The sequence below is a fragment of the Vibrio sp. 10N.247.310.24 genome, assembly GCF_041467175.1.
Classification (GTDB): domain Bacteria; phylum Pseudomonadota; class Gammaproteobacteria; order Enterobacterales; family Vibrionaceae; genus Vibrio; species Vibrio tasmaniensis_A.
The window spans coordinates 1-19,386 of sequence record NZ_JBFSUD010000082.1; the positions used below are offsets into that span (position 1 = coordinate 1).

A 19,386-nucleotide genomic window follows, 5' to 3' on the forward strand; every position below is an offset into this window, starting at 1 on the left:
CTCATTAGTGATTGTACTCACTTAACTCAGTGTCCAAAACTGCTGGTGCGGATCAGACAGAAAAGCACCGTGAACCTAGACATACTATCAATGCAAGTTGGATGAATCAGCGCGACCTGATGTTTTCAGCCACACGCCACAGCACACCACTTGGGTCAGTGATACAAAACTCAAGCATTCCCCAAGGCTGTTCAACAACCTCGGAAACGGTAACTTCAAATTCCGACACTACATTAGAGTTCTGGATGTGTTGATACCAACTTTTTACGTCTTCAACCAGCAAGTGCATCATGTAATTGTGACAGTGCGCAGGTTCATAAAAGTTTTGCAAAAGGAAGGCGCAACTTCCGTGTCGTAGATAGGCGATATCGTGAAATTCAGACATCACTTCGAAGCCGATTGACTGGTAAAAACGCTTAGATAAATCGAAGTCTTTCGCCGGTACGAAAGACTTAATTTCTGAGACTTTTAGGTTTTCCATCCTAGATCCTTATAGTGTTGATATACTGGTGCTGACACCCTTAACGCTTTAAGTGGTTACAGCGTTTATTCAAAGTCTTGCTGAAATGAGTCGACCTCGGCTTTAGTTAGATAACGCCACTTACCTACTTCAACATCTAAACGTACATCTCCAATCTGTTCACGATGTAGGCCAACAACTCGATTCCCTACCGCAGCAAACATTCGTTTTACTTGATGAAACTTACCTTCTGTAATGGTCAACAGCACTTCTTTACTGGTAATCACTTCGAGCACTGCCGGACGCGTCAGTTTTTGTTCACCCTGCAATTGAATGCCCGCTTTGAACTTGTCAGCGACATCGCCCTTGATATCTCGTGACAACGTCACGCGATACATCTTCTTACATGACTTGGTTGGCAGCGTGATATTGAATGACCATCGCCCATCATCGGTAATCAAAACTAAGCCTGTAGTGTCTGCATCTAAGCGCCCAGCGATGTGTAGTTCTGATGCTTTTTCTATCTCGATGTAGTTGAACAGTGAAGGATAAACTTCATCGATATTAGAGCAGATAGTATCCGCAGGCTTGTGCATTAGGAGGTATCGAAATTCTCGCAACTTAAGCGGAGTGCCATTTAACAAGATGGTGTTGCTTTCATGAACCTGAGTCGATTCATCGGTGACTGTTTCACAGTTTACGTTCACCTCGCCATTATGGATGCGTTCAATCGCTTCAGGCTTGGTTAGGTCAGTGCTTTTACATAGATATTTATCAAGGCGCATTAATCGTCGGCACCACATTTAGCACAAGGCTTGTAAGTTCGTTCACCTTGCTCGATAACCACATAGTCACCAACGCACTTGTCACATAAAGCGAGCTTTGGGTAAGCCTCTTTTTGTTTCTTTGCGTTAATGTTGCCTTCGGTGGTGTATACGGTTCTCATTTTGATGCCTTTGCTTGAATAACGTGAGAGGCGCAATTGTATCACTGTTTACATCTTGGATTGGAGTGGTGGTTCATAGATAAATTGATTTTAAGTACCGCTATTCCAAGTTCCCGCCCCGTAACGGCTTAACCATGAACAACAAAATCAACGTGCCACGCCTATCAATGGTAAAATGATAAAAGCTCACCAACTTATGAAGTCGATAATGAAAGATTGTAATCAATGCGGAAAATGCTGTATCAAATACGGAGATGGTGACCTTGCCGCAACGCAAGAAGAGATTGATTTGTGGGAGTTGTTCAACCCAGACATCTTTGAGTATGTTCGAGGAAGCGAGATCTGGTTCGACCCTAAATCTGGTGAACGTTTAACTCGCTGCCCTTTTCTGGAGCTAGTTCCGACGAAAGACACCAAGGCTCAAGCCAAGTACACATGCAGCATCTACTTAGACCGACCAGAAGATTGCAGACACTATCCAAGCCTGATTAATGAGATGGTACGAGATGAGTGTGAAATGATTGAGGTGGTGGATTTACAAGACACGAAGAAAGCTCAAAGGAAACTCGACCTGTTGATGAAAGACAGCCGCCCTTCAAGCTATTCGTAAGCGATGATCTTTTGAAGATCAATCTTCAGCGTTAGCTAATAGCCGCTAAAACCTTAAGCCAAATACTGGTTCGCTTCTAACCAATCAAGCGCAACCAGTGCTGCCAATGAACATACCGCTCTGTCGTTGCCATCAACAAACTTAAGCTCTTCGATTTCGGCATCTGGAGACAGTTCGCCAGTATAATCAGCAAGATAGCAAGTCAATTGCACTGATACGCCTTCCGCTTTGCCATCAGCTTGGCCTGTAAACGTCTCAACGTATTTGATTGAATCAGGCATTAAATCTACTGAGATCTCTTCTTTTATTTCGCGAACCAGTGCTTGCTCGTCACTTTCGCCAGCTTCACGCTTACCACCCGGTAGATAGAACAGTTCTTTGCCTTTTGATCTGACCATCAACAGCTTACCGTCTTTGATGAATATCCAAGCCAGCTTATCAATTACCTTATTCATGTTCTTAGACCTTGTTATTTAAACAATTTGTTATTTCCGCACACTAACGAACTTTAAACCGTTAAACAATAACGAATGTGAACAAGTAGCAAAGAAAACAAAAATGCCGATTGAAGTTGCTATAAGTGGAATTCCAAACGGCACAACTAGTCGCTTAACGCTAACTTAGTTAAAAGCAACTGAACGATGCTTACATCGGTAAACATCAGCGGAAATTGAAGTCGGATTTGACCCGTCTGTCGCTATAATATTCGTAATATGGTAGCGATTTCCACCTCGCATAAATACTTCATTGGCTAGCTCTGTGTACACTGACTTAGGATTAGTTTCTTGCACTACGTGGCTGCCAATAACGTTACAAGCTGTGTTTTCAATCTCAGCAAAAGCAATAGGCTTAACTTCATGAGCACCTGGCAATAATTGAACTACTCCCGATGGCTTCACTTGATATGAAGTCGTCGGACAAAGATAAAATTCTGCAACTACACTGCTTGGTCGTCCACGGCGAGTATCAAGCACATCCGCTATTCGATAACGATTTCCGCCGGACATATATGCTTGGTTTTTGAGAGCCGGAATCACGTTATTTGGATGGGAATCTTCAAGTGTATAAGTATCGATCATTGTACAATTTAAGTTATGTACAGCAATTTCAGATATCTGGCCGACAGACATGGCTTCTTTCATAACAGGAATTTTTCGCGTTACACAAGCATTCAACGCAACTAAAGCAATAAGAGCTACAACAACTTTATTCATATTAATTTATTCAAAAAAAGAACGCATAGTACAAACGTAAACTGTTGCTTTGAAACAATATATTTGTATCGTTACGACTAAAATAGCCAATCATAAGCTATAGAACCGTGACGGTTAACCACAACATCTCAACCATCACGTTAATCACTCGTAATAATCAAACCGCTAATCGACTAGCCACTTAAGCGCTGAGTCATGGTCTTCGAATGACTTAATCTCACCAGACACAAACCAGCTCCCTACTTTTGAAGCGAATTCTTGCCAGCTTTTATCACCATAAATCGCGATTTTGTCTATCTTAGAATTGAGCTCTAATCCAAGTTTGAAATCATCCCAAGCAGCACGCAACTCCCAACCCGTTAAGGTGGAGATGTCGACCAGCATCTTGAGTTCAGATGAATCGAGTTCTTCTAGCGTGGTATTTAGAATTGGCATCATTGCTTGATAATCATCATGTGTGAGTTTGCCTTTCGCTTTGAACACAACGATAGTTTCACCGCTAACACGTTCAATTCCAACCGATATCCCGTGACGTTCGATACTCATAACCTAGCCCTCATAGTAGAAACTAGAGTTAGCTTAGAGGATTAAATAACAAAGAGATGAGAGGTTGGCGTCAAAACAGACATGCATCCAAACAAGTTTTAAATACTGACATTTTAACAGCGCTTAGTCGCAACAACCGAATAAGTGTGCCAATGCTTCATCCTACCCAGCGACGTGAGTGCTTGTTCGTCTCGCTCATGGAATCGTACCATCTCAAAGTCGTTGAATAAGCTAAGTACTTTGGCTTTTGTTAACGGCGTTGTTGGGGTTCGATAGCCATGTGCCCAACTGTCATCGACGCCCATGAAATCGCCCGCGAACACGCCTCCCACTTCAAGACAGTTTTCAATATTGTGCCAAACCTCGTCAAAACGGGTTGGATCAGCAAAAAACAGACTCGAATTGGCAATCACTACGCCAGATTTCGGGTAATCATAGTGTTCAAATCCACTTTCAGATATCTCGACCAAAGATTTGCGACCAAAACGATCCCGACATAGTGCAATCGAATCAGGATTAACGTCGAAGCCATACACTTGATACGCTTGCTGTTCTAAAAAGGCGATGTCACTACCTGTTCCACAACCACAATCAATCGCAACATTTAAGCCTGACTCATTCAGTTTAATTGCGTACTCAGTTCTCTTTAAATGAGGTTTGCTTAGTGCCTTTTGGTAATACTGACGCCAGATCTCAGAGTGATCATCCATGGTACTTCTCCAACAGTTCGCTTAGGGATTGAACTTGCATGACATTCGGATGCTCTGACTTAATTTCAGTACCTTCCGTGTTCAACCACACCGCTTTCAAACCCGCTTCAAGTGCTGGGTAAATGTCTTTGTCTAAGGTGTCACCCACCATGGTGATATCTTGTGGTGCAACACCGAGTTTGGAAATGATGGCAGGATAAAAGCCCGAATCGAACTTAGAAAAGCCAATGCTCGCCTTACAAAAGTAACCCAATATATATTGAGGAAGGCCAACACGCTCAAAGGCTCGAATGATGTCGTCTTTACTGGAATCACCAGCGTTGGTGGCAACATAAACTTGTTGAGTTTTCGATAGATCAGCAAGTAATGCGCGAGCACCACTCACTTCTTGTACGGTTTCCCAGTCACACATCTTCCCTTGTGCGTCTGGGAAATCGACCATCAGCGTATTGCCCCAGTCGAATAAGACTATTTCTGTTAATTCGATTAGCTTTGTCATCTTGCCTCCTGCATTTTTATAGGCCATCTCTTTGATAGGACAGAATGTTGTCGAAAGCGATATCGAAGTAGAGTTCGTAGCTATTTTGTTCAACATAGCCCAAATGCGGTGTCGCAGTGACATTTGCTAAGGACAATAGCGGTTCGATGTCTGTAGTTACTGGCTCACAATCGAACACATCAATAGCGGCTGTTTTGGTCGGTATCTCGCGTAGTTCATGATAGAGAGCCATCGGTTCGACTAACTCGGCACGGCTGATGTTCACAAACAGTGAGTTCGGCTTCATCAAGCTAAGGTCGCGTGCCGTAACACATTCTCTGGTGACATCATTCAAACGCAAATGCAAAGAAAGCACATCAACTTCTCGAAAGAAATCTTGTTTGGTTGTTGCTGCTTTGAAGCCATCTGTTTGTGCTTGATCGCGTGAAACTTGGCTCCCCCACACTACGACAGACATCCCAAATGCTTGGGCATATTGTGCAATGCATTTGCCGATCTTGCCGTAGCCCCAAATACCAAGCTTCAAGCCCTTCAAAGTTCGACCTAGCCCTAACGAGCCAGAATCCTGCCACTGGTTTTGTTTAAGGTTTGACGCGTAAGTAGGAATGTGGCGCGATGCAGCCATAATCAGCGCCCAGCATAGCTCGGAAGGCGCAACAGGCGAGCCTCGACCTTCTAAAACGGTAACACCAAATCGTTCGCACATTTGCGGGTCGATATGGTTGCTCACTTTGCCCGTCTGGCTAATCAGCTTGAGGTTGGGGAGTTGTGATAACAAAGATTCGGTGATCTCGGTTCTTTCACGAATGAGCACAATGGCTTCAAACGAGACCAACTTAGCGACGAGCTCTTGCTCTGAGTAAGTCTCGGTATATACCGTGACATCGTATTGTTCGAGTTTGTTGAAGCAATCGAGGTCTTTAACGACGTTCTGGTAGTCATCCAATATCGCTATCTTCACATCACTCTCCTTGTGATTGTTAATCTTCTGGCTTTGTTCAAATGAAGACTAAGGTGCCATGCCTTTCGATTCAACACGGCACGCGCTAGGACTTCACTATTGATAAACCACTTTGAAACGCTCCAACATAAGTAGCATGTCTTCACTTGGTGAGATCTTAAGCTCTTCACATTCACGAGAGAAGAAGTTCCAGTGAGCTTCTCTCCACCATTCGAGTGATTTGTCACCCTCGCCTTCTGCGGCAGCAAACTCAGCGGTCACTTCGTTGTATTTGCACGACGACACCGACGTGTTCTCAACAATACATACGGGCTTACCATCCCAATCGGTGACGACTTGCAAGTGACCAACTATGGGTCTCGTCTCGCCTTCATGGGTATACCAGTGTTCAAGGCCGCAGGACGCCTGTTTTTCACCTTTTAATATCAACTGTGCGCAGAGGTTAGCGTTGTACTCGTCGGCGCAGTAATAATCAGCACTAAAGGAGGTGTATTGCGAGGCAACGTCTGCTGGCAATGTGTTGAGGTAGTTATCAAGATAAGCTTTGCTTCTTTCTTCCATGATCTTTCCAAATTCAATATTAGGTTGAGCCGATAAATACTTATAGATTAAGCATCTGGCTGCATTGGGAGTAACCTATCAAGTCAGGTTATTACTGTAAACCGAGTGAATATCAAAATGTGGGCTGAGAAAGAAGAATATTGGTGGGAATGTTTGTCAATAGATACCAAATAAAACAGAAGCAGGATATACCTGCCTCTGTTGTTTATTAGTATGACGTTGTCCAGTTAATGAACTATTGAAGCCACTCAAGATCCACATTGCAAGACGATTACACGCTCAGTTTTCGCCCACTACCCATACCCACCAGCATTCTTTCGAAGTCACAACACATAACCAATTGTGATGTTAAATCTATTGTTCAGTTTATTTATCCAACATCGATGTTTACGTATCGTACAACCTCAAGCAATGCAGCAGCCCTACAGCGTTAAGTACGTTAGGCCAGCGACTAGTGGGATTGGTTAGCCACACATTGCCTTTACGAAATTAAATAACGTTAGGAAATATCATGAACAAATCACTTATCGCACTCGTTCTTACTGCTGTTTTAGCAGGTTGTTCATCTGGCAGTGATTCTGAACCGGCACAACCTCAATTTGATGGTGACTATGGTTTCGAAAACATTGACCCAGGTTTTGGAAACGGCGACTCTGATAGTGATGTCGACAATGGGTTTGATAATATCGACCCTGGATATGGCAAAGATGATTCAAAAAACATTGCTGATACCATTGAACAAGCTGATCTAGGCTTCGTTTACATCCCAGATATCGGTGATGTACCATTTTTTAATAAAGACACAGGTGAAGTTCATATAAGCGCCGTAAAACAACGTTCTGATGATCACGAAACGCTATACAGCATCTACGTGGATGATAAGCGTGTTGGTGAAATCATCATTCGTGATAACTATGTCAAAGTTAGCTCTGGAGACAAGATGATCTCAGGTGAGCAGAAGTCTTATCTTGATACTGAACATACATTTTGGACTATTCGAGGTACGAACGGCAATGTAGTTGGTGACTTTAAGCGTCTCGACGATGGTGTTTGGGTGTTCCGTGAAGAAATGAACCGTGAAACATTTGTGGTTAAGTATCACGACGGTCAGTGGAACTTCATCCCTGTCGCAGACATTAAAAACAAGGTTAAAGACAACTTGCCGTCGCAAGCACAAGCCACCAAAGTGCGAGCAAAAATGCAGGTTAATAAGCAACGTACTTTGAAGTAATACTTATCACCAATCCCATATCAAAAAGGCATCCTCAAATCCAAGAGGATGCCGATCAAGCATCAACCAAGAATACATAACTAAAAAGCTCAAGGAAGGTCCGGACTAGGTTACTAATTTACTGGCATTCAGTACTTTGAATTCGCCGATATTTTGTATACATAAGCGAGAGATCCAATGACCATCAAAAAGTTCCCCCTTCTGACATTAGCCGCTGTCTTGCTGTTCACTATGTCTAACGCACAAGCCAATGAACAAAACCAAGAAGAAACTGCGATAACATTTGGCCTATCGGCTGAACGTGGGTGGAGAGATTGGTCTGCTTCTTACATCAAGTATCGTGGCCCGGGAAGCATAGGTTATGGCATCGAGTTTACTCGCTCGGCTTATAACGAAGATGAAGAATCGTACGAATACAAGCAACACGACAACGAATATCAGTTTCACGCCCCTATTGGTATCACCGAAAACTTGTACATCACCCCAGGTTACGGGATTAAGCGTACCCATATGGACATCACTTTAGATAACCGTGAGTTCTCTGATAGCTCAACCAAACAAGTCGGTGGCTTAGACGCAACCTATATTATGGACAGTGGCTTTGTTGTGACCGCAGGTTTTGATAAAGCAGAAGGTGAAGACGTCGAGTTTTCGATTGGTGCAGGTATCGCTTGGTAAAGTCGACTCAAGGAATCATACGCAAACAAAAAGGGCCTAGATTTCTCTAGACCCTTCTATATAAACAGCGTTTTGTACTCGACATTCTCGAGTTACACGAAGTGATTAATCTTCGATGTAGAAAGCTTCTACTGTGCCTTTAAGAGTAATAAGCATTGGCTGGCCAAAACGGTCTAGCGCTTTAGGAGAAGGGATCTTAACCCAACCTTCGCTGATGCAGTATTCTTCAACATCAGTACGCTCTTTACCATTTAGACGAATGCCGATTGGGTATTCGAAACACTCAGCCACGTGGTGTGGGCTGCGTGGGTTACCTGCAAGATGATCTGGTAAAGCTGGTCTTGAATTAGTATCGCTCATGTTCATTACCTGTATGTACGTAAATAAAAAAAGTGCGTCATTCTAGTCAATATAGGCTTGGTGCTCAACAACTGGTGCAATAAATCGTAGAGATCGTTTTAATCAACAGCGAGTTGTTTGATTTAAAGGCGATATAGGCATGAGTTTCAACGAAAATTTAACAGAGTTATGCATTGTTAATAAGAAGAAAAATGATGAACTTAATAAAAGCACCCAGCCCACAAGCTGAGTGCTTATTAGTCAGTCTTACCAGTCGTACGTTACACTTGCAATGACGTTACGACGATCACCGTAGAAACAGTAGTAATCACACGTCGCAACGTACTCTTTGTCTGCTAAGTTTTTCGCTGCAACTTGGAACTTATAGTCTTCAATACGATAGCTCAATGTTGCGTCAAACAATGTGTAAGAAGACACTTTGTTCGTCTCAGTGTTGTCGGCGTAAGAATCACCAACATAACGAGCACCCGCACCAATCGTTAAGCCATCTAATGGACCATTTAGGAAACGATAGTTTGCCCAAGCAGAAGCCAGTTGGTCAGCAATTTGTGACGGCGTATTTCCTACATTGCTGCTTGTCGCATCTTCAGTTATTTCGGAATCAATGAATGATACGTTACCAATCAAGGTTAATGTTTCAGTTACGTTTGCGACAGCTTCTAACTCAAGGCCGCGGTTACGAACTTCACCAATTTGGGTTAGTTGACCGGCAACCTGACGCGCTAAGTTTTCTTTCGAGACTTCAAACGCTGCAATATTGAAATAACCGTCGAAGCTACGCGGTTGGTATTTCAAGCCCACTTCGTATTGCTCGCCACGTTCTGGTTTCGCTGGGTCACCATTTTGATCAAGCTGAATGATTGGGTTAAACGACTGCGCATAGCTCGCATAAGGTGTAAAGCCACTATCCATCAGGTAAGCAACACCGAAGTTGGTTGTCCACTCTTCGTTATCAACCTTAGTTTTAGCACCTGTCGTCGTGTTATGAGTCTTGTTTTGAGAATCGTCGTAACGAACACCGATTTGTACTGCCCACTTATCCGCAATCATCATTTGGTCTTGTAAATAAAGGCCTAATTGATTATTTTTCGTTTTAGTGGTTTGACGATCTGATTCATCAAGTGGCGCAAACGTTGTTGGATTCAACAAAGCTACATTTGTGCTGTATGACGGGTCAAACACGTTAAATATTGGGTTCGGTATATTTCCTACACCCGGCACAGGCAAAAGACTGTTTCCGTCACCAATGATTGGATCAGCAGCGTAATCTTTACTATCAATATCGATGCTCTGGTAATCAATACCAGTCAACAAGGTGTGTTCTACCGAACCCGTTGTAAATTTATGGATCAAACGATTATCGATATTAAACGCATCGGATGTCCCCTCTTCCGTCGATGCTTGTCGGATAATAGAAGAACGGGTTGGATCGTAAGGTGCTAGAGCTGTGTCACCAATATACCGCGAGTAATACATTTGACGTAGGTTTATGTCCATTTGGCTGTAACGAACGTTTTGCATTAAGTAGGTACGGTCATTAAAGTGATGTTCAAATTCATAACCTATCGAGATTTGTTCACGCTCAAACGTCTCCCAATCTGTATTTCCCAATGCCCGGCTATCACTGATTTTTCCATTTGGATTTGACGTTAGCGTCCCTTCCATCGGTAAGAATTGTAGGTATGGGTCAGAGTCATCCTTTTGGTAACTAGTTAGCACCGTAATTTTAGTATCGTCTGTAAATTTGTAAGCCAGAGAAGGAGCGATAAAAATGCGTTCAGCTTCTACACCATCGACACGGGTACCATTTTTACGACCAAGCGCTTGCAGGCGAAACGCCATTTTATCGTTAACTTCAGAGTTCACATCTAAGCTAATTTGCTTTCGATCATCAGTACCGTATTCGATAGCAAACTTACCCGAGCCACCATCAAACTGTGGACGCTTACTGATTACGTTAATAACACCACCTGGAGGAGTTTGGCCATATAGCGCTGATCCTGGACCACGCAAGATTTCTACTCGTTCCAAGCCAAACGGGTCGATTTGCCAGCTGTAAAAGCCCGATGAATACAAACGCGTTCCGTCTTGATATAAACCACTGTTAGCTTGCTTAAAGCCGCGGATAACAAACCAATCTTGCTTGTTGTCTTCACCAAAATAGTTCGCTTGGATACTAGGCGTGTACTGTAATGCATCGGCAATACTGATTGACGCTCGGTCGTCCATCTGTTCACGAGTAACAATAGAAATTGCACGTGGTGTCTCACCTATCGCAACGTCTGTTTTTGTTGCTGTTCGACTGCTTAATCCTACGTAACTAAAATCAGGACCTACTGAGCTGTCTTCAAGTTGCTGTCCAATAACAACAACGGTTTCATCTTCGTTAGCTTGAGCCATTCCTGACGATATAACTAAAGCGACCGCAAGTGCTGTTGGGGTACGCATAAAGTGCCGATTCATATATTTCTCCTTCAATACGGCTATGAACCAATTGCAAAAAAGAACAAATGATTTTTACTTTTAAATCATTTGTTCTTGAACCTAACTAGGCTCTTAAAAACTCACGCGACAACACTTTCTAGTGCTTGGTGCGCTTGAGCTAAACGCCCTTTACTCAACTCAATAAGATTGCCGTTATCCATTTTTAGAATACGTTCAGCTTCTTCGTTGAAATGACCAACTAGTTATTGTTGTGATTATCATTATCAATAAAGAAAGAGACAATTCCGTATAAACCAAGCACGACAATCTTGTTGTTTAGTCTTGTCCTCTAAAAGCTCAACCCGTTCATTCAACAGAAATCCGTTAACAAGCGTTCAGTAGTCGCGATAAGTAACGACAAGGACTACAAGCAGCTAAGCTATAACCTTCTTAAGCCCCACATCAGATACATGCCACCGATAATCGAAGCTACCAATCCTGCTGGGATCTCCTGTGGGTAAAGCCACTGTCTACCAAGCCAATCCGAGAACAACATCAGTGCCATACCAATTAACGAAGAACAGATCAGATGCTCTTTAGCACGGCTATAACCAAATAATCTCGCTATGTGTGGAGCCATCAAACCGATAAAGCTTAACGGGCCCACCACCAGTGTTGCGCTCACGGTTAAACATGCCACCAGCACCAACAATAGAATTCGAGATCTTGATACATTGATACCAAGAGATTGCGCACTCGCTTGCCCTAATGGCAACACATCCAACCATCGCGCACAGAGGAAACCTAACGAGATAAATACAACTGAAGATATCAGTAACGGAACGAGTGTTGCTTCGGTGACGTAATACGTTGAACCTGCCAACCAAGCCAGAACTTGATAACTTCTTGGATCACCGCCTGCCAATACAAAACTTTGCACAGCGTTCATCAGTGCCGTTATCGCAACGCCTGTTAATAGTACTCTTTCCGGTTGGAAGCCCGACTTCTGGTTAAGCACGACAATGATGCCCAAAGTACAGACCGCACCAATAAAGCCACCGACATAAAGGCCAACCACGTTGCTGCCAAAGCCCGCAAAGATTGCGATGATCAAACCTAATGCGGTACCAGAACTGATACCAATCACTTCTGGACTAGCCATTGGGTTGCCACTCAAACGCTGAACGATCGTACCAGCAACTGCCAGCATGCCGCCCGCCAATGCCGCTGCAGTTAATCGAGGTAAACGCCATTCGAGCATTGCCCAGTCTTGAGTTTGAAATAACCAACGCCAACCTTCAGTTTGTACAGAGAACAAACTAAACACGACCAACGACAGAACAATAAACAAGCTGGCTAATACCACTGAATATTTGTTTAAGCGAGAAGCTACTTCCTTATGACGCGTTAATACAGTTTGCGTTTGTGACTGGCTTTTCATTGATAACTTGGGTAATAACCACAACAACAGTGGAGCACCCAACGCAGCCGTTGCGGCCCCTGTCGGGACAAACATAGACATGATGCCCGGCAACTGTTGAATAAGCAGATCAGTAAGGCTTAACAACAAACCACCAAGTACCATCGAAACCAATAATTTAGGGACTAAACGGTGCACACCCATCAAGCGTGCTAACGCAGGGGCTGCTAAACCAACGAAACCGATAACACCCACAGCACTCACGACCCAAGCCGTTAGCAACACCGCCAAACCGAGACAAGCGACTCTCAATTTCGGTAACGAAACACCTAAACTCTTAGCGCCCTGCTCTGATAACTGGAGCAAACTCAGTGGTTTTACAAACAGAAACGCCATGAGAGTCGCAATCGATAAGCGTGGAGCCAAGTACTGAACATCTTCCCATCCGGTTTGAACCAATGAACCTGCGCCCCAAATCATTAAGCCATTCAGTTTGTCTTGGTTCATCATCAACAAAACAGTACTCACAGCAGCAAAATAGAGGTTCACGGCCAAGCCAGACACAATCACGACGGTTGGAGATAAAGCACGTCGCCAAGACAAAACAAACACCAAACCAATCGTAGTTAGGCCACCAACAAGTGCCACCAACGAATAAGACCACTCCAAAAGCCAAGGGGCGTAAAGCGTCGCTAACATAAGTGCAAAGCTCGAACCGCTCGCGACACCTAATGTAGACGGTGAAGCCAATGGGTTTCTGAGCACCTGTTGCATCAAGACACCCGCCACTGCCAACGCTGCGCCAGATAGCAATGTAGTGAATAACCTCGGCCACCAAGCCAAATGCAGTTTCACTGAGTCAGGAGAAGTGAAATCAGCGCTCCACAAGCTAGAAAGTCGGCTCAATCCGAACTGAGATACAGATAAGTGTTGGCCCATTAACACCAGTGTAGAAACCATTAATAGTGTTAAAACACCAAACGAGAGAGCTCTCATAGCACGTCTTCTTGGTTCAATTCAGAAACAATGAACCTTGCAAAGCGTGTTGCAGAAGGTATCGCGCCGAAGCTCCACACCGCTGGTACTTGTAGCGCGGGATAGCCCGACTCTTTCACAATGTATTGCCAAAACTGATTTGCTTTAAGGCTCTCTTCAGTTCCTGCTGGCATTGGCGAAATAATCACGATTTGTCCTTTAACGCCAATAAGCTGATCGACACCAACCAAGCTGTAACCCCAAGCGTTGGTTTGCTCTTTCCATGCTGATTCAAGGCCAATCTTGTTTACTGAGGCTTTGTATAGGCTGTTATCCCCAAAGACGCGAACGTGATTAGTGTCCATGAATTGCACCATCAACATTGCAGGAGCACTGTTGGGTAGCAGAGATCCTAAACGATCCATTTCAGTGTTCGCTTTCTGAATCAAAACTTCAGCTTGAGGTTGTTTCTCAGAGACTTCTGCTAGCTTTCGAGTAACCGTTTCTAGCGCTGACCAATCAACATCACCACTTCGGTACAAACCAATGGTCGTAACAGGGGCAATTTTGCTAAGTTGAGTCTCCAACGTTGAAAACATTGGAGAGAGTAATATCTTGTCGGGTTTGAGCTCATGAATACGTTCAAGGTTTGGCTGTGTTCGTAAGCCAACATCCGCAACAGTTGGGGGAATTTGAGGAGACTTTACCCACGAGTTGTAATCGGGTATTTGCGCGACAGCAATAGGTGTAACGCCCAACGCCAAAAGCGTTTCAGTGTGAGTCCAATCGATGGAAACTAATCGAGGTCGATCGCCATCATTCAACCCAGATGTATCTTGATTGGCTAACGCAAGTGGAGAAAATACCAGTACGCTCGATATGACGACTATTGAAATAAGATTACGAGTGACGTGCGAGCGATGTAATATTGATTGGAAAGACTGTTTAAGCATCATGCTGGCTCCAAATCACCAGGCATCGCGACTGGGTAACCCGCAGAGTGTTGAGTAATGTGCATAGGCACACCATAGATATCTTTCAAGGTCGATTCTTTGAACACCTCATCAACCTCACCTTCGACTAATAGCTCGCCACTATGTAAGGCAATAATGTGGTCGCAGAAACGTGCAGCCATATTGATGTCGTGTATCACAATGATCACGCCAATTTCCAATGTTTCACTCAGGCGCTTAATCAATGTCAGCATTTCAATCTGATGACCAATATCGAGCGCTGCTAAAGGCTCATCCAGCAAAAGGTATTTGGTGCGTTGAGCCAACAGCATCGCAAGCCACACACGCTGGCGTTCACCACCCGATAAAGTATCCACCAAACGATCAGCGTATTGCGTTGTGTCGGTAAGTTGCATCGCCTCTTCAACGTATTGCTTATCTTTACTTGAAAGTCGACCTAATAGGCCGTGCCAAGGGTAGCGACCAAAACTCACCAGGTCTTTGCCGGATAAACTGTCGGTTGCAGGTAAATGTTGAGGTAAGTAAGAAATTTGTTGTGCGAAGTCCTTATCCGACCATTTAGCGACTGGTTTATCTTTCAGGAAAATATCGCCTGAAGTGGCGTGCTGTTGCTTCGCTAGCAACTTTAATAAGGTCGATTTCCCTGAGCCGTTATGCCCAACCAAAGCGTAGATTTTTCCTTGTTCAAACGACACATCAAATGTCTTGAGCAATTGCTTATCCCCTACGCTAAAACCGAGTCCCTTTGCTTCGAGCATATCTTCAACCTTAAAACACATCATTCACTAAAGAATTAATGAAATACGAACATATTCATAAAATCATTAACAGACACGCTTTTATACACTTGCAAAAACGCTAACGCAAACGATTTTCATTTAGATTAAACTGAATGTCGTACCAATTTATCCCTATATTTTAAAGAGTTAGAAGATTAATTTAGAGAAGGCAATCTGACGTTGATTCAAGATCTTGTCGCAACGAAGTTTAAGCATTTATGAAAATGCGCTCATAAATAGATAGATGAGAAAGGCAGAGAGTTTCGTGTCTGTTAGGCTGTTTCCGAATATTCAGCCTAAAACGAAACGCTCATGACGTGATGATTGGGTTCGGTTTCAATCTCGACGATTGACCAACCAAGAGAAAGATACAAAGGCGCAATATTGGTGTAGGCGTACAACTTAGACGTTGAATCTTTCGAGGGTTGGGATTGATAATAGTCTGGCATTTGTTCAACACCACGATTAATCAATTCACTTGCAATACCTTGGCCACGCCATTGAGCATCAACATAAACAGCATTAATCCAAACCACATCCCGAACTTGATGAGGTTCCTGAAAATGGGAATATGCCAAGCCACCAATGACTACATTATCGCGAAGTACTGTTATTACTGGAGGGAGTTTTACGTTTTCTTTATCGGTATCTTTAAACTTGAAATTACACCATTCGCTTTGAAATAAGCCCTCTAACTCACTCCAATAAGGTGAGTTTTCATCGCAATTTCTAAAGATTACTTTCTGCATTTGTCCATCCTTTGAAGGGCTAATACGGCCATCCTAACCTTGGTTTATATCAGGGTAGGTAAAGTTACTCTTCTTCGTCGTAACTGTCTGCTGGGTCTTCATTGATTTCTTCGCCACACCCCAAGCATTCGGCTTGCAAATCCGTTGGCATGACAATAATCAAACCACAATGCGGGCATAAATCACCTTGTTGAAACATCCTGTTATTCCTTCTAGTTCGCAGCTATTGCTTCAGATACTTTTGCTTACTCGCTTCTAACCAATCATGAATAACTTGGCGAGCAGACTCGGATGGCGGTGCATTTCGTTTCCCACAAATCTGGTCAATTTCAAACGGAAAGGCTTTGCTTGGAACACGACGTAGGCCAATGGTTAAGCGCTGAGGCTTGAGCATTCGAAACACCACATAGCGGTCGCTCATGATTCGATTGTGATAGACGCCAATACAATGTTTTTGTTCCACGCCCTCTTGCTCAAGGTCGTAGTAATCAGTAAGCGGATGAATGTTGTCATTACCAAGTAAAGGAACAGGATAAGGGATGTCCATGTCCACAGGCCGATTTCCTTCTAGACGGCGTAACTGACGCTGTTCTGTCCATCTATCATGCAGTTGCTCAAACATAGCAAAGGAATTTTGACTGGTGATGGCACGCAATGGATCGTCCATCTCCAAATCTTGACCCAGTAAAATCGCGTCTTGGAACATGGCCATCTTTGAAGGCGCATTGAGCCTTCCCTCTTCAACCATTGCAATACCTAATCGACTGCCGGTTAAAAACGGATGAACCTGATCCAAACGCAGCGCTGTGTAGCCTACTTTAGAGTAATGTTTGAATTTGAGCACACGTCTTTGCAGCGGCTCGAGAATGCGAACAATGTGGTCAAGCTCATCACCGATGTCGTAATGCAGCTCTAGCTTATCGATAAATTTAAGGGTCGCTTTACTACTGTCTAAGCCCAATTTGGCTAAGATTCTCTTTTGTCCTAGGCGACTCAGTTCCAATGCTTTCTTGTTATCGACACTGTGTTTCATGCAGATTAGCGCCAAGATAACCGGTCTTAACTCAAGCAGTTGTGCTGCCTCATAAGTGTTCGCAGCCAACCATAGCATTTGATATTGATACTCAGGAAAATCGTCAGTGATCTCACGATAACGAGCAGGCAATGAATCCAACCAACGACCATTCTTATCAAACTGCTCAACAAGGTTTAGGCTCAGCCCAATGCCACCATCGAGCGGGCGTCGACCATCTTCAAACACATGAAAGCCGACAAGCTTTTGAGACCAATCTCGGATCTCAATATCGTAGTCGAAACCTAACGTCCTAGTGGGAATGGTGAGTAGTGCTGTCATTGATGCCTCTTCGTTATTGGCGCATTAAACCGTAAAGCCTATCTAACAGAATAAGCTAGCGCTTCAACCACTATAACAACCTTTTGTAAATTTCTTATCAATCAAAGCGATATAAATACGATAGTGCTTAGAAGATCATTGAATGATGAATTTATGCAATATGAGATCTCTTCGATATCATTTGTGCTAACAAAAACTATGCTTGTTATATAACTGATAACACGAGGCTTTAATTATGGAATACCGACATATTCTGGTCGCTGTTGAAATGTCCGACGACACTAAGATTCTGATTGATCGAGCGACCTTCTTCGCAAACAAACTAGAGGCTGGCATTTCGTTTGTTTATATCGACGGCACGCATGGAGAGATTTACCCTGAACTCGTTGATATTCAGGGAAATGAAGGCGATCTACCCATCAATGAAGATTCCGTTAAACATTTGAAAGAGTTTGAGGCCTACGCTAAACACCCAATCAAGCACATATTCGTGGGAACGGGAGATTTGAATGATAAGCTCAAAAATACCATCGAGGTAAATGGCGTTGACCTACTACTATGTGGCCATCACCACGATTTTTGGCATAAAATCATTTCCCATTCGAAACAGATCATCGACACATCTCCGGTCGATATTCTAATCGTTCCAATGGATTAGATACTGCCGTTCGAACTTTAAAAACTTCTGCATTGCCAATCTCTATCGGTATTATTGGTTGGCTTCATACTCTCCTTAACATCCCTCTTTGCGCTTAGTTCAGTCATTACCTTTTCAAAACAATCATTTGTGATCTTGTCAGCTTATCAACTCGTAAGCGTCTAATAATTAAAAAATTACGAGTGTAAGTAATGAAAAAGATTGGTCTCTATCTTTTTACAAACGACTTAAGAATCAACGACAATCAATTGCTCCATTGCGCTGCGCAGAACGTCGATAAACTCATTTTTGTGATTGTCGAACCCACTTTGGTTCATTTCTCTGCTGATTTCGCGAAAGAACAAAGTTATGGCGCGCATCGCCAGACCTTTGTTTCACAATCGATAACTCACCTAGAATCGAATTTAGTTAAGTTTGGTCAGCAACTTGTCGTGATTCACAGTAATCATTTAGAACCAGACGCAGCCGAGCAAACACTCAGCCAAATCATTGCTACACAACACGTCACCCATTTTTTCGCCAATGCACATTGCGGTTACGATGAGCGACGATTGATTGATTCAGTTCACCGTCGTCACCCTGACTTAATAACATGCTTGCCACATCACTCGACCTTGTTTGACTCACATGAGCTGCCGTTTGAATTATCAAAAGTCCCGAGCTCGTTTACCAAATTTAGAAAGCTAGTCGAACACTTGGACGTTAATAGCGGTGAGACGGTTATTTCACGTTTACCGCAAGCAGTGACACTTGCAGCAACACCAGTATTGGCAATCCCACTATTCAGTTCAGCAAATTCAGAAAGAGCAGCAACAAACGATTATTTGGGTGGCGAAGACGCAGGACTAGCACATCTAGATAACTACTTCTCACATGATTACGCCCTTAACTACAAGCAGACTCGAAACGCATTTGACGGCGTCGAAAACTCAACCAAGTTCTCGCCATGGTTGGCACTCGGCTGCGTTGCGCCTAAAACAATTTATCGACATTTGAAGCAGTTCGAAACCGATCATGGCAGTAACGATTCAACCTATTGGATCTACTTTGAGTTGTTGTGGCGCGAATATTTCTATTGGAAGTGTTTGTCATTGGGTTCGTCGTTGTTCGGTGAAACCTCAAACCATAAACTCGACTCTTCAAACTCCTCAGCGACGTTGAACCTGAATTTAGTCAAATGGAAAAGTGGCAATACCAACTATCCGATTGTCGATGCATGTATGCGGCTTTGTTGCGTAATTAAATTTAAAGATAGAACAACCCCGTTTCGCGTATTT

General features: G+C 43.4%; 23 protein-coding genes. 5 read left to right on the forward strand and 18 right to left on the reverse strand.

From position 1 onward, the window contains the following. Positions 1-106: 106 nt before the first annotated feature. The 3 genes from AB6E08_RS19180 to AB6E08_RS19190 all read right to left on the reverse strand — a co-directional run bounded on the left by AB6E08_RS19180 (position 107) and on the right by AB6E08_RS19190 (position 1,406). A complete protein-coding gene (locus AB6E08_RS19180; protein WP_017099885.1) occupies positions 107-481 on the reverse strand; it encodes a VOC family protein in 375 nt (124 codons plus the stop codon). Between the two features lie 65 nt (positions 482-546). Next, entirely contained in the window at positions 547-1,245 is a 699-nt protein-coding gene (locus tag AB6E08_RS19185; protein ID WP_017099884.1) for a pseudouridine synthase, read from the reverse strand. Continuing rightward, the gene (locus tag AB6E08_RS19190; RefSeq protein ID WP_017059212.1) at positions 1,245-1,406 is read right to left on the reverse strand and encodes a hypothetical protein; all 162 of its coding nucleotides are present in this window, start codon (positions 1,404-1,406) and stop codon (positions 1,245-1,247) included. Before AB6E08_RS19190 ends, AB6E08_RS19185 begins: the two co-directional genes overlap by 1 nt. A gap of 208 nt (positions 1,407-1,614) precedes the next feature. Here AB6E08_RS19190 and AB6E08_RS19195 point away from each other — a divergent pair, with 208 nt between their 5' ends. Next, the gene (locus tag AB6E08_RS19195) at positions 1,615-2,016 is read left to right on the forward strand and encodes a YkgJ family cysteine cluster protein (protein ID WP_372066871.1); all 402 of its coding nucleotides are present in this window, start codon (positions 1,615-1,617) and stop codon (positions 2,014-2,016) included. 53 nt (positions 2,017-2,069) lie between these two features. Here the strand turns inward: AB6E08_RS19195 and AB6E08_RS19200 are convergent, their stop codons facing one another. The 7 genes from AB6E08_RS19200 to AB6E08_RS19230 all read right to left on the reverse strand — a co-directional run bounded on the left by AB6E08_RS19200 (position 2,070) and on the right by AB6E08_RS19230 (position 6,507). Beyond that, positions 2,070-2,471 (reverse strand): NUDIX domain-containing protein, encoded by a 402-nt coding sequence (locus AB6E08_RS19200; protein ID WP_017099883.1) that lies wholly within the window; start codon positions 2,469-2,471, stop codon positions 2,070-2,072. A gap of 165 nt (positions 2,472-2,636) precedes the next feature. Then, entirely contained in the window at positions 2,637-3,230 is a 594-nt protein-coding gene (locus tag AB6E08_RS19205; RefSeq protein WP_135381708.1) for a DUF1471 domain-containing protein, read from the reverse strand. Between the two features lie 165 nt (positions 3,231-3,395). Beyond that, positions 3,396-3,776: an STAS/SEC14 domain-containing protein gene (locus AB6E08_RS19210; RefSeq protein WP_017099881.1), complete on the reverse strand. Its 381-nt coding sequence runs from the start codon at positions 3,774-3,776 to the stop codon at positions 3,396-3,398. 113 nt (positions 3,777-3,889) lie between these two features. Further along, positions 3,890-4,486 carry a class I SAM-dependent methyltransferase gene (locus AB6E08_RS19215; RefSeq protein ID WP_017099880.1) on the reverse strand — a complete coding sequence of 199 codons (597 nt, stop codon included), beginning with the start codon at positions 4,484-4,486 and terminating at the stop codon, positions 3,890-3,892. Further along, positions 4,479-4,985 (reverse strand): HAD family hydrolase, encoded by a 507-nt coding sequence (locus AB6E08_RS19220; RefSeq protein WP_017099879.1) that lies wholly within the window; start codon positions 4,983-4,985, stop codon positions 4,479-4,481. The genes AB6E08_RS19215 and AB6E08_RS19220 overlap by 8 nt, the downstream gene beginning before the upstream one ends. 16 nt (positions 4,986-5,001) lie before the next feature. Continuing rightward, positions 5,002-5,946, reverse strand: a complete 945-nt coding sequence (locus tag AB6E08_RS19225; protein ID WP_029225362.1) for a D-2-hydroxyacid dehydrogenase family protein — start codon at positions 5,944-5,946, stop codon at positions 5,002-5,004. Between the two features lie 96 nt (positions 5,947-6,042). Further along, complete coding sequence (locus tag AB6E08_RS19230) at positions 6,043-6,507, reverse strand: ASCH domain-containing protein (protein WP_372066877.1); 465 nt, start codon at positions 6,505-6,507, stop codon at positions 6,043-6,045. Between the two features lie 511 nt (positions 6,508-7,018). Between AB6E08_RS19230 and AB6E08_RS19235 the strand changes: the two genes are divergently transcribed. Beyond that, the gene (locus AB6E08_RS19235) at positions 7,019-7,738 is read left to right on the forward strand and encodes a membrane lipoprotein lipid attachment site-containing protein (protein ID WP_372066879.1); all 720 of its coding nucleotides are present in this window, start codon (positions 7,019-7,021) and stop codon (positions 7,736-7,738) included. A gap of 177 nt (positions 7,739-7,915) precedes the next feature. Beyond that, a complete protein-coding gene (locus AB6E08_RS19240; protein WP_017099876.1) occupies positions 7,916-8,416 on the forward strand; it encodes a hypothetical protein in 501 nt (166 codons plus the stop codon). 105 nt (positions 8,417-8,521) lie between these two features. Here AB6E08_RS19240 and AB6E08_RS19245 read toward each other — a convergent pair whose 3' ends face one another. The 8 genes from AB6E08_RS19245 to AB6E08_RS19280 form a co-directional block, all read right to left on the reverse strand. Beyond that, positions 8,522-8,776, reverse strand: coding sequence for a DUF3297 family protein (locus AB6E08_RS19245; protein WP_029223190.1), 255 nt, complete (start codon positions 8,774-8,776; stop codon positions 8,522-8,524). 246 nt (positions 8,777-9,022) lie between these two features. Beyond that, complete coding sequence (locus tag AB6E08_RS19250) at positions 9,023-11,224, reverse strand: TonB-dependent siderophore receptor (RefSeq protein ID WP_029225361.1); 2,202 nt, start codon at positions 11,222-11,224, stop codon at positions 9,023-9,025. A gap of 415 nt (positions 11,225-11,639) precedes the next feature. Then, complete coding sequence (gene fhuB / locus AB6E08_RS19255) at positions 11,640-13,616, reverse strand: Fe(3+)-hydroxamate ABC transporter permease FhuB (RefSeq protein ID WP_372066884.1); 1,977 nt, start codon at positions 13,614-13,616, stop codon at positions 11,640-11,642. Then, positions 13,613-14,551, reverse strand: coding sequence for an ABC transporter substrate-binding protein (locus AB6E08_RS19260; RefSeq protein ID WP_017099873.1), 939 nt, complete (start codon positions 14,549-14,551; stop codon positions 13,613-13,615). Before AB6E08_RS19260 ends, fhuB begins: the two co-directional genes overlap by 4 nt. Beyond that, the gene (locus AB6E08_RS19265; RefSeq protein ID WP_029225360.1) at positions 14,548-15,327 is read right to left on the reverse strand and encodes an ABC transporter ATP-binding protein; all 780 of its coding nucleotides are present in this window, start codon (positions 15,325-15,327) and stop codon (positions 14,548-14,550) included. The genes AB6E08_RS19260 and AB6E08_RS19265 overlap by 4 nt, the downstream gene beginning before the upstream one ends. A 317-nt stretch (positions 15,328-15,644) precedes the next feature. Continuing rightward, the gene (locus tag AB6E08_RS19270; protein WP_372066887.1) at positions 15,645-16,097 is read right to left on the reverse strand and encodes a GNAT family N-acetyltransferase; all 453 of its coding nucleotides are present in this window, start codon (positions 16,095-16,097) and stop codon (positions 15,645-15,647) included. A gap of 64 nt (positions 16,098-16,161) precedes the next feature. After that, positions 16,162-16,296: a hypothetical protein gene (locus AB6E08_RS19275; protein ID WP_276605430.1), complete on the reverse strand. Its 135-nt coding sequence runs from the start codon at positions 16,294-16,296 to the stop codon at positions 16,162-16,164. 24 nt (positions 16,297-16,320) lie between these two features. Beyond that, entirely contained in the window at positions 16,321-17,451 is a 1,131-nt protein-coding gene (locus AB6E08_RS19280) for a PcfJ domain-containing protein (RefSeq protein ID WP_372066891.1), read from the reverse strand. Between the two features lie 235 nt (positions 17,452-17,686). Here AB6E08_RS19280 and AB6E08_RS19285 point away from each other — a divergent pair, with 235 nt between their 5' ends. Together AB6E08_RS19285 and AB6E08_RS19290 are read left to right on the forward strand one after the other, a co-directional pair. Beyond that, positions 17,687-18,109: a universal stress protein gene (locus tag AB6E08_RS19285; RefSeq protein ID WP_012604051.1), complete on the forward strand. Its 423-nt coding sequence runs from the start codon at positions 17,687-17,689 to the stop codon at positions 18,107-18,109. A gap of 191 nt (positions 18,110-18,300) precedes the next feature. Next, on the forward strand, positions 18,301-19,386 hold a 1,086-nt coding region (locus tag AB6E08_RS19290; protein ID WP_372160186.1), incomplete at its 3' end, for a deoxyribodipyrimidine photo-lyase.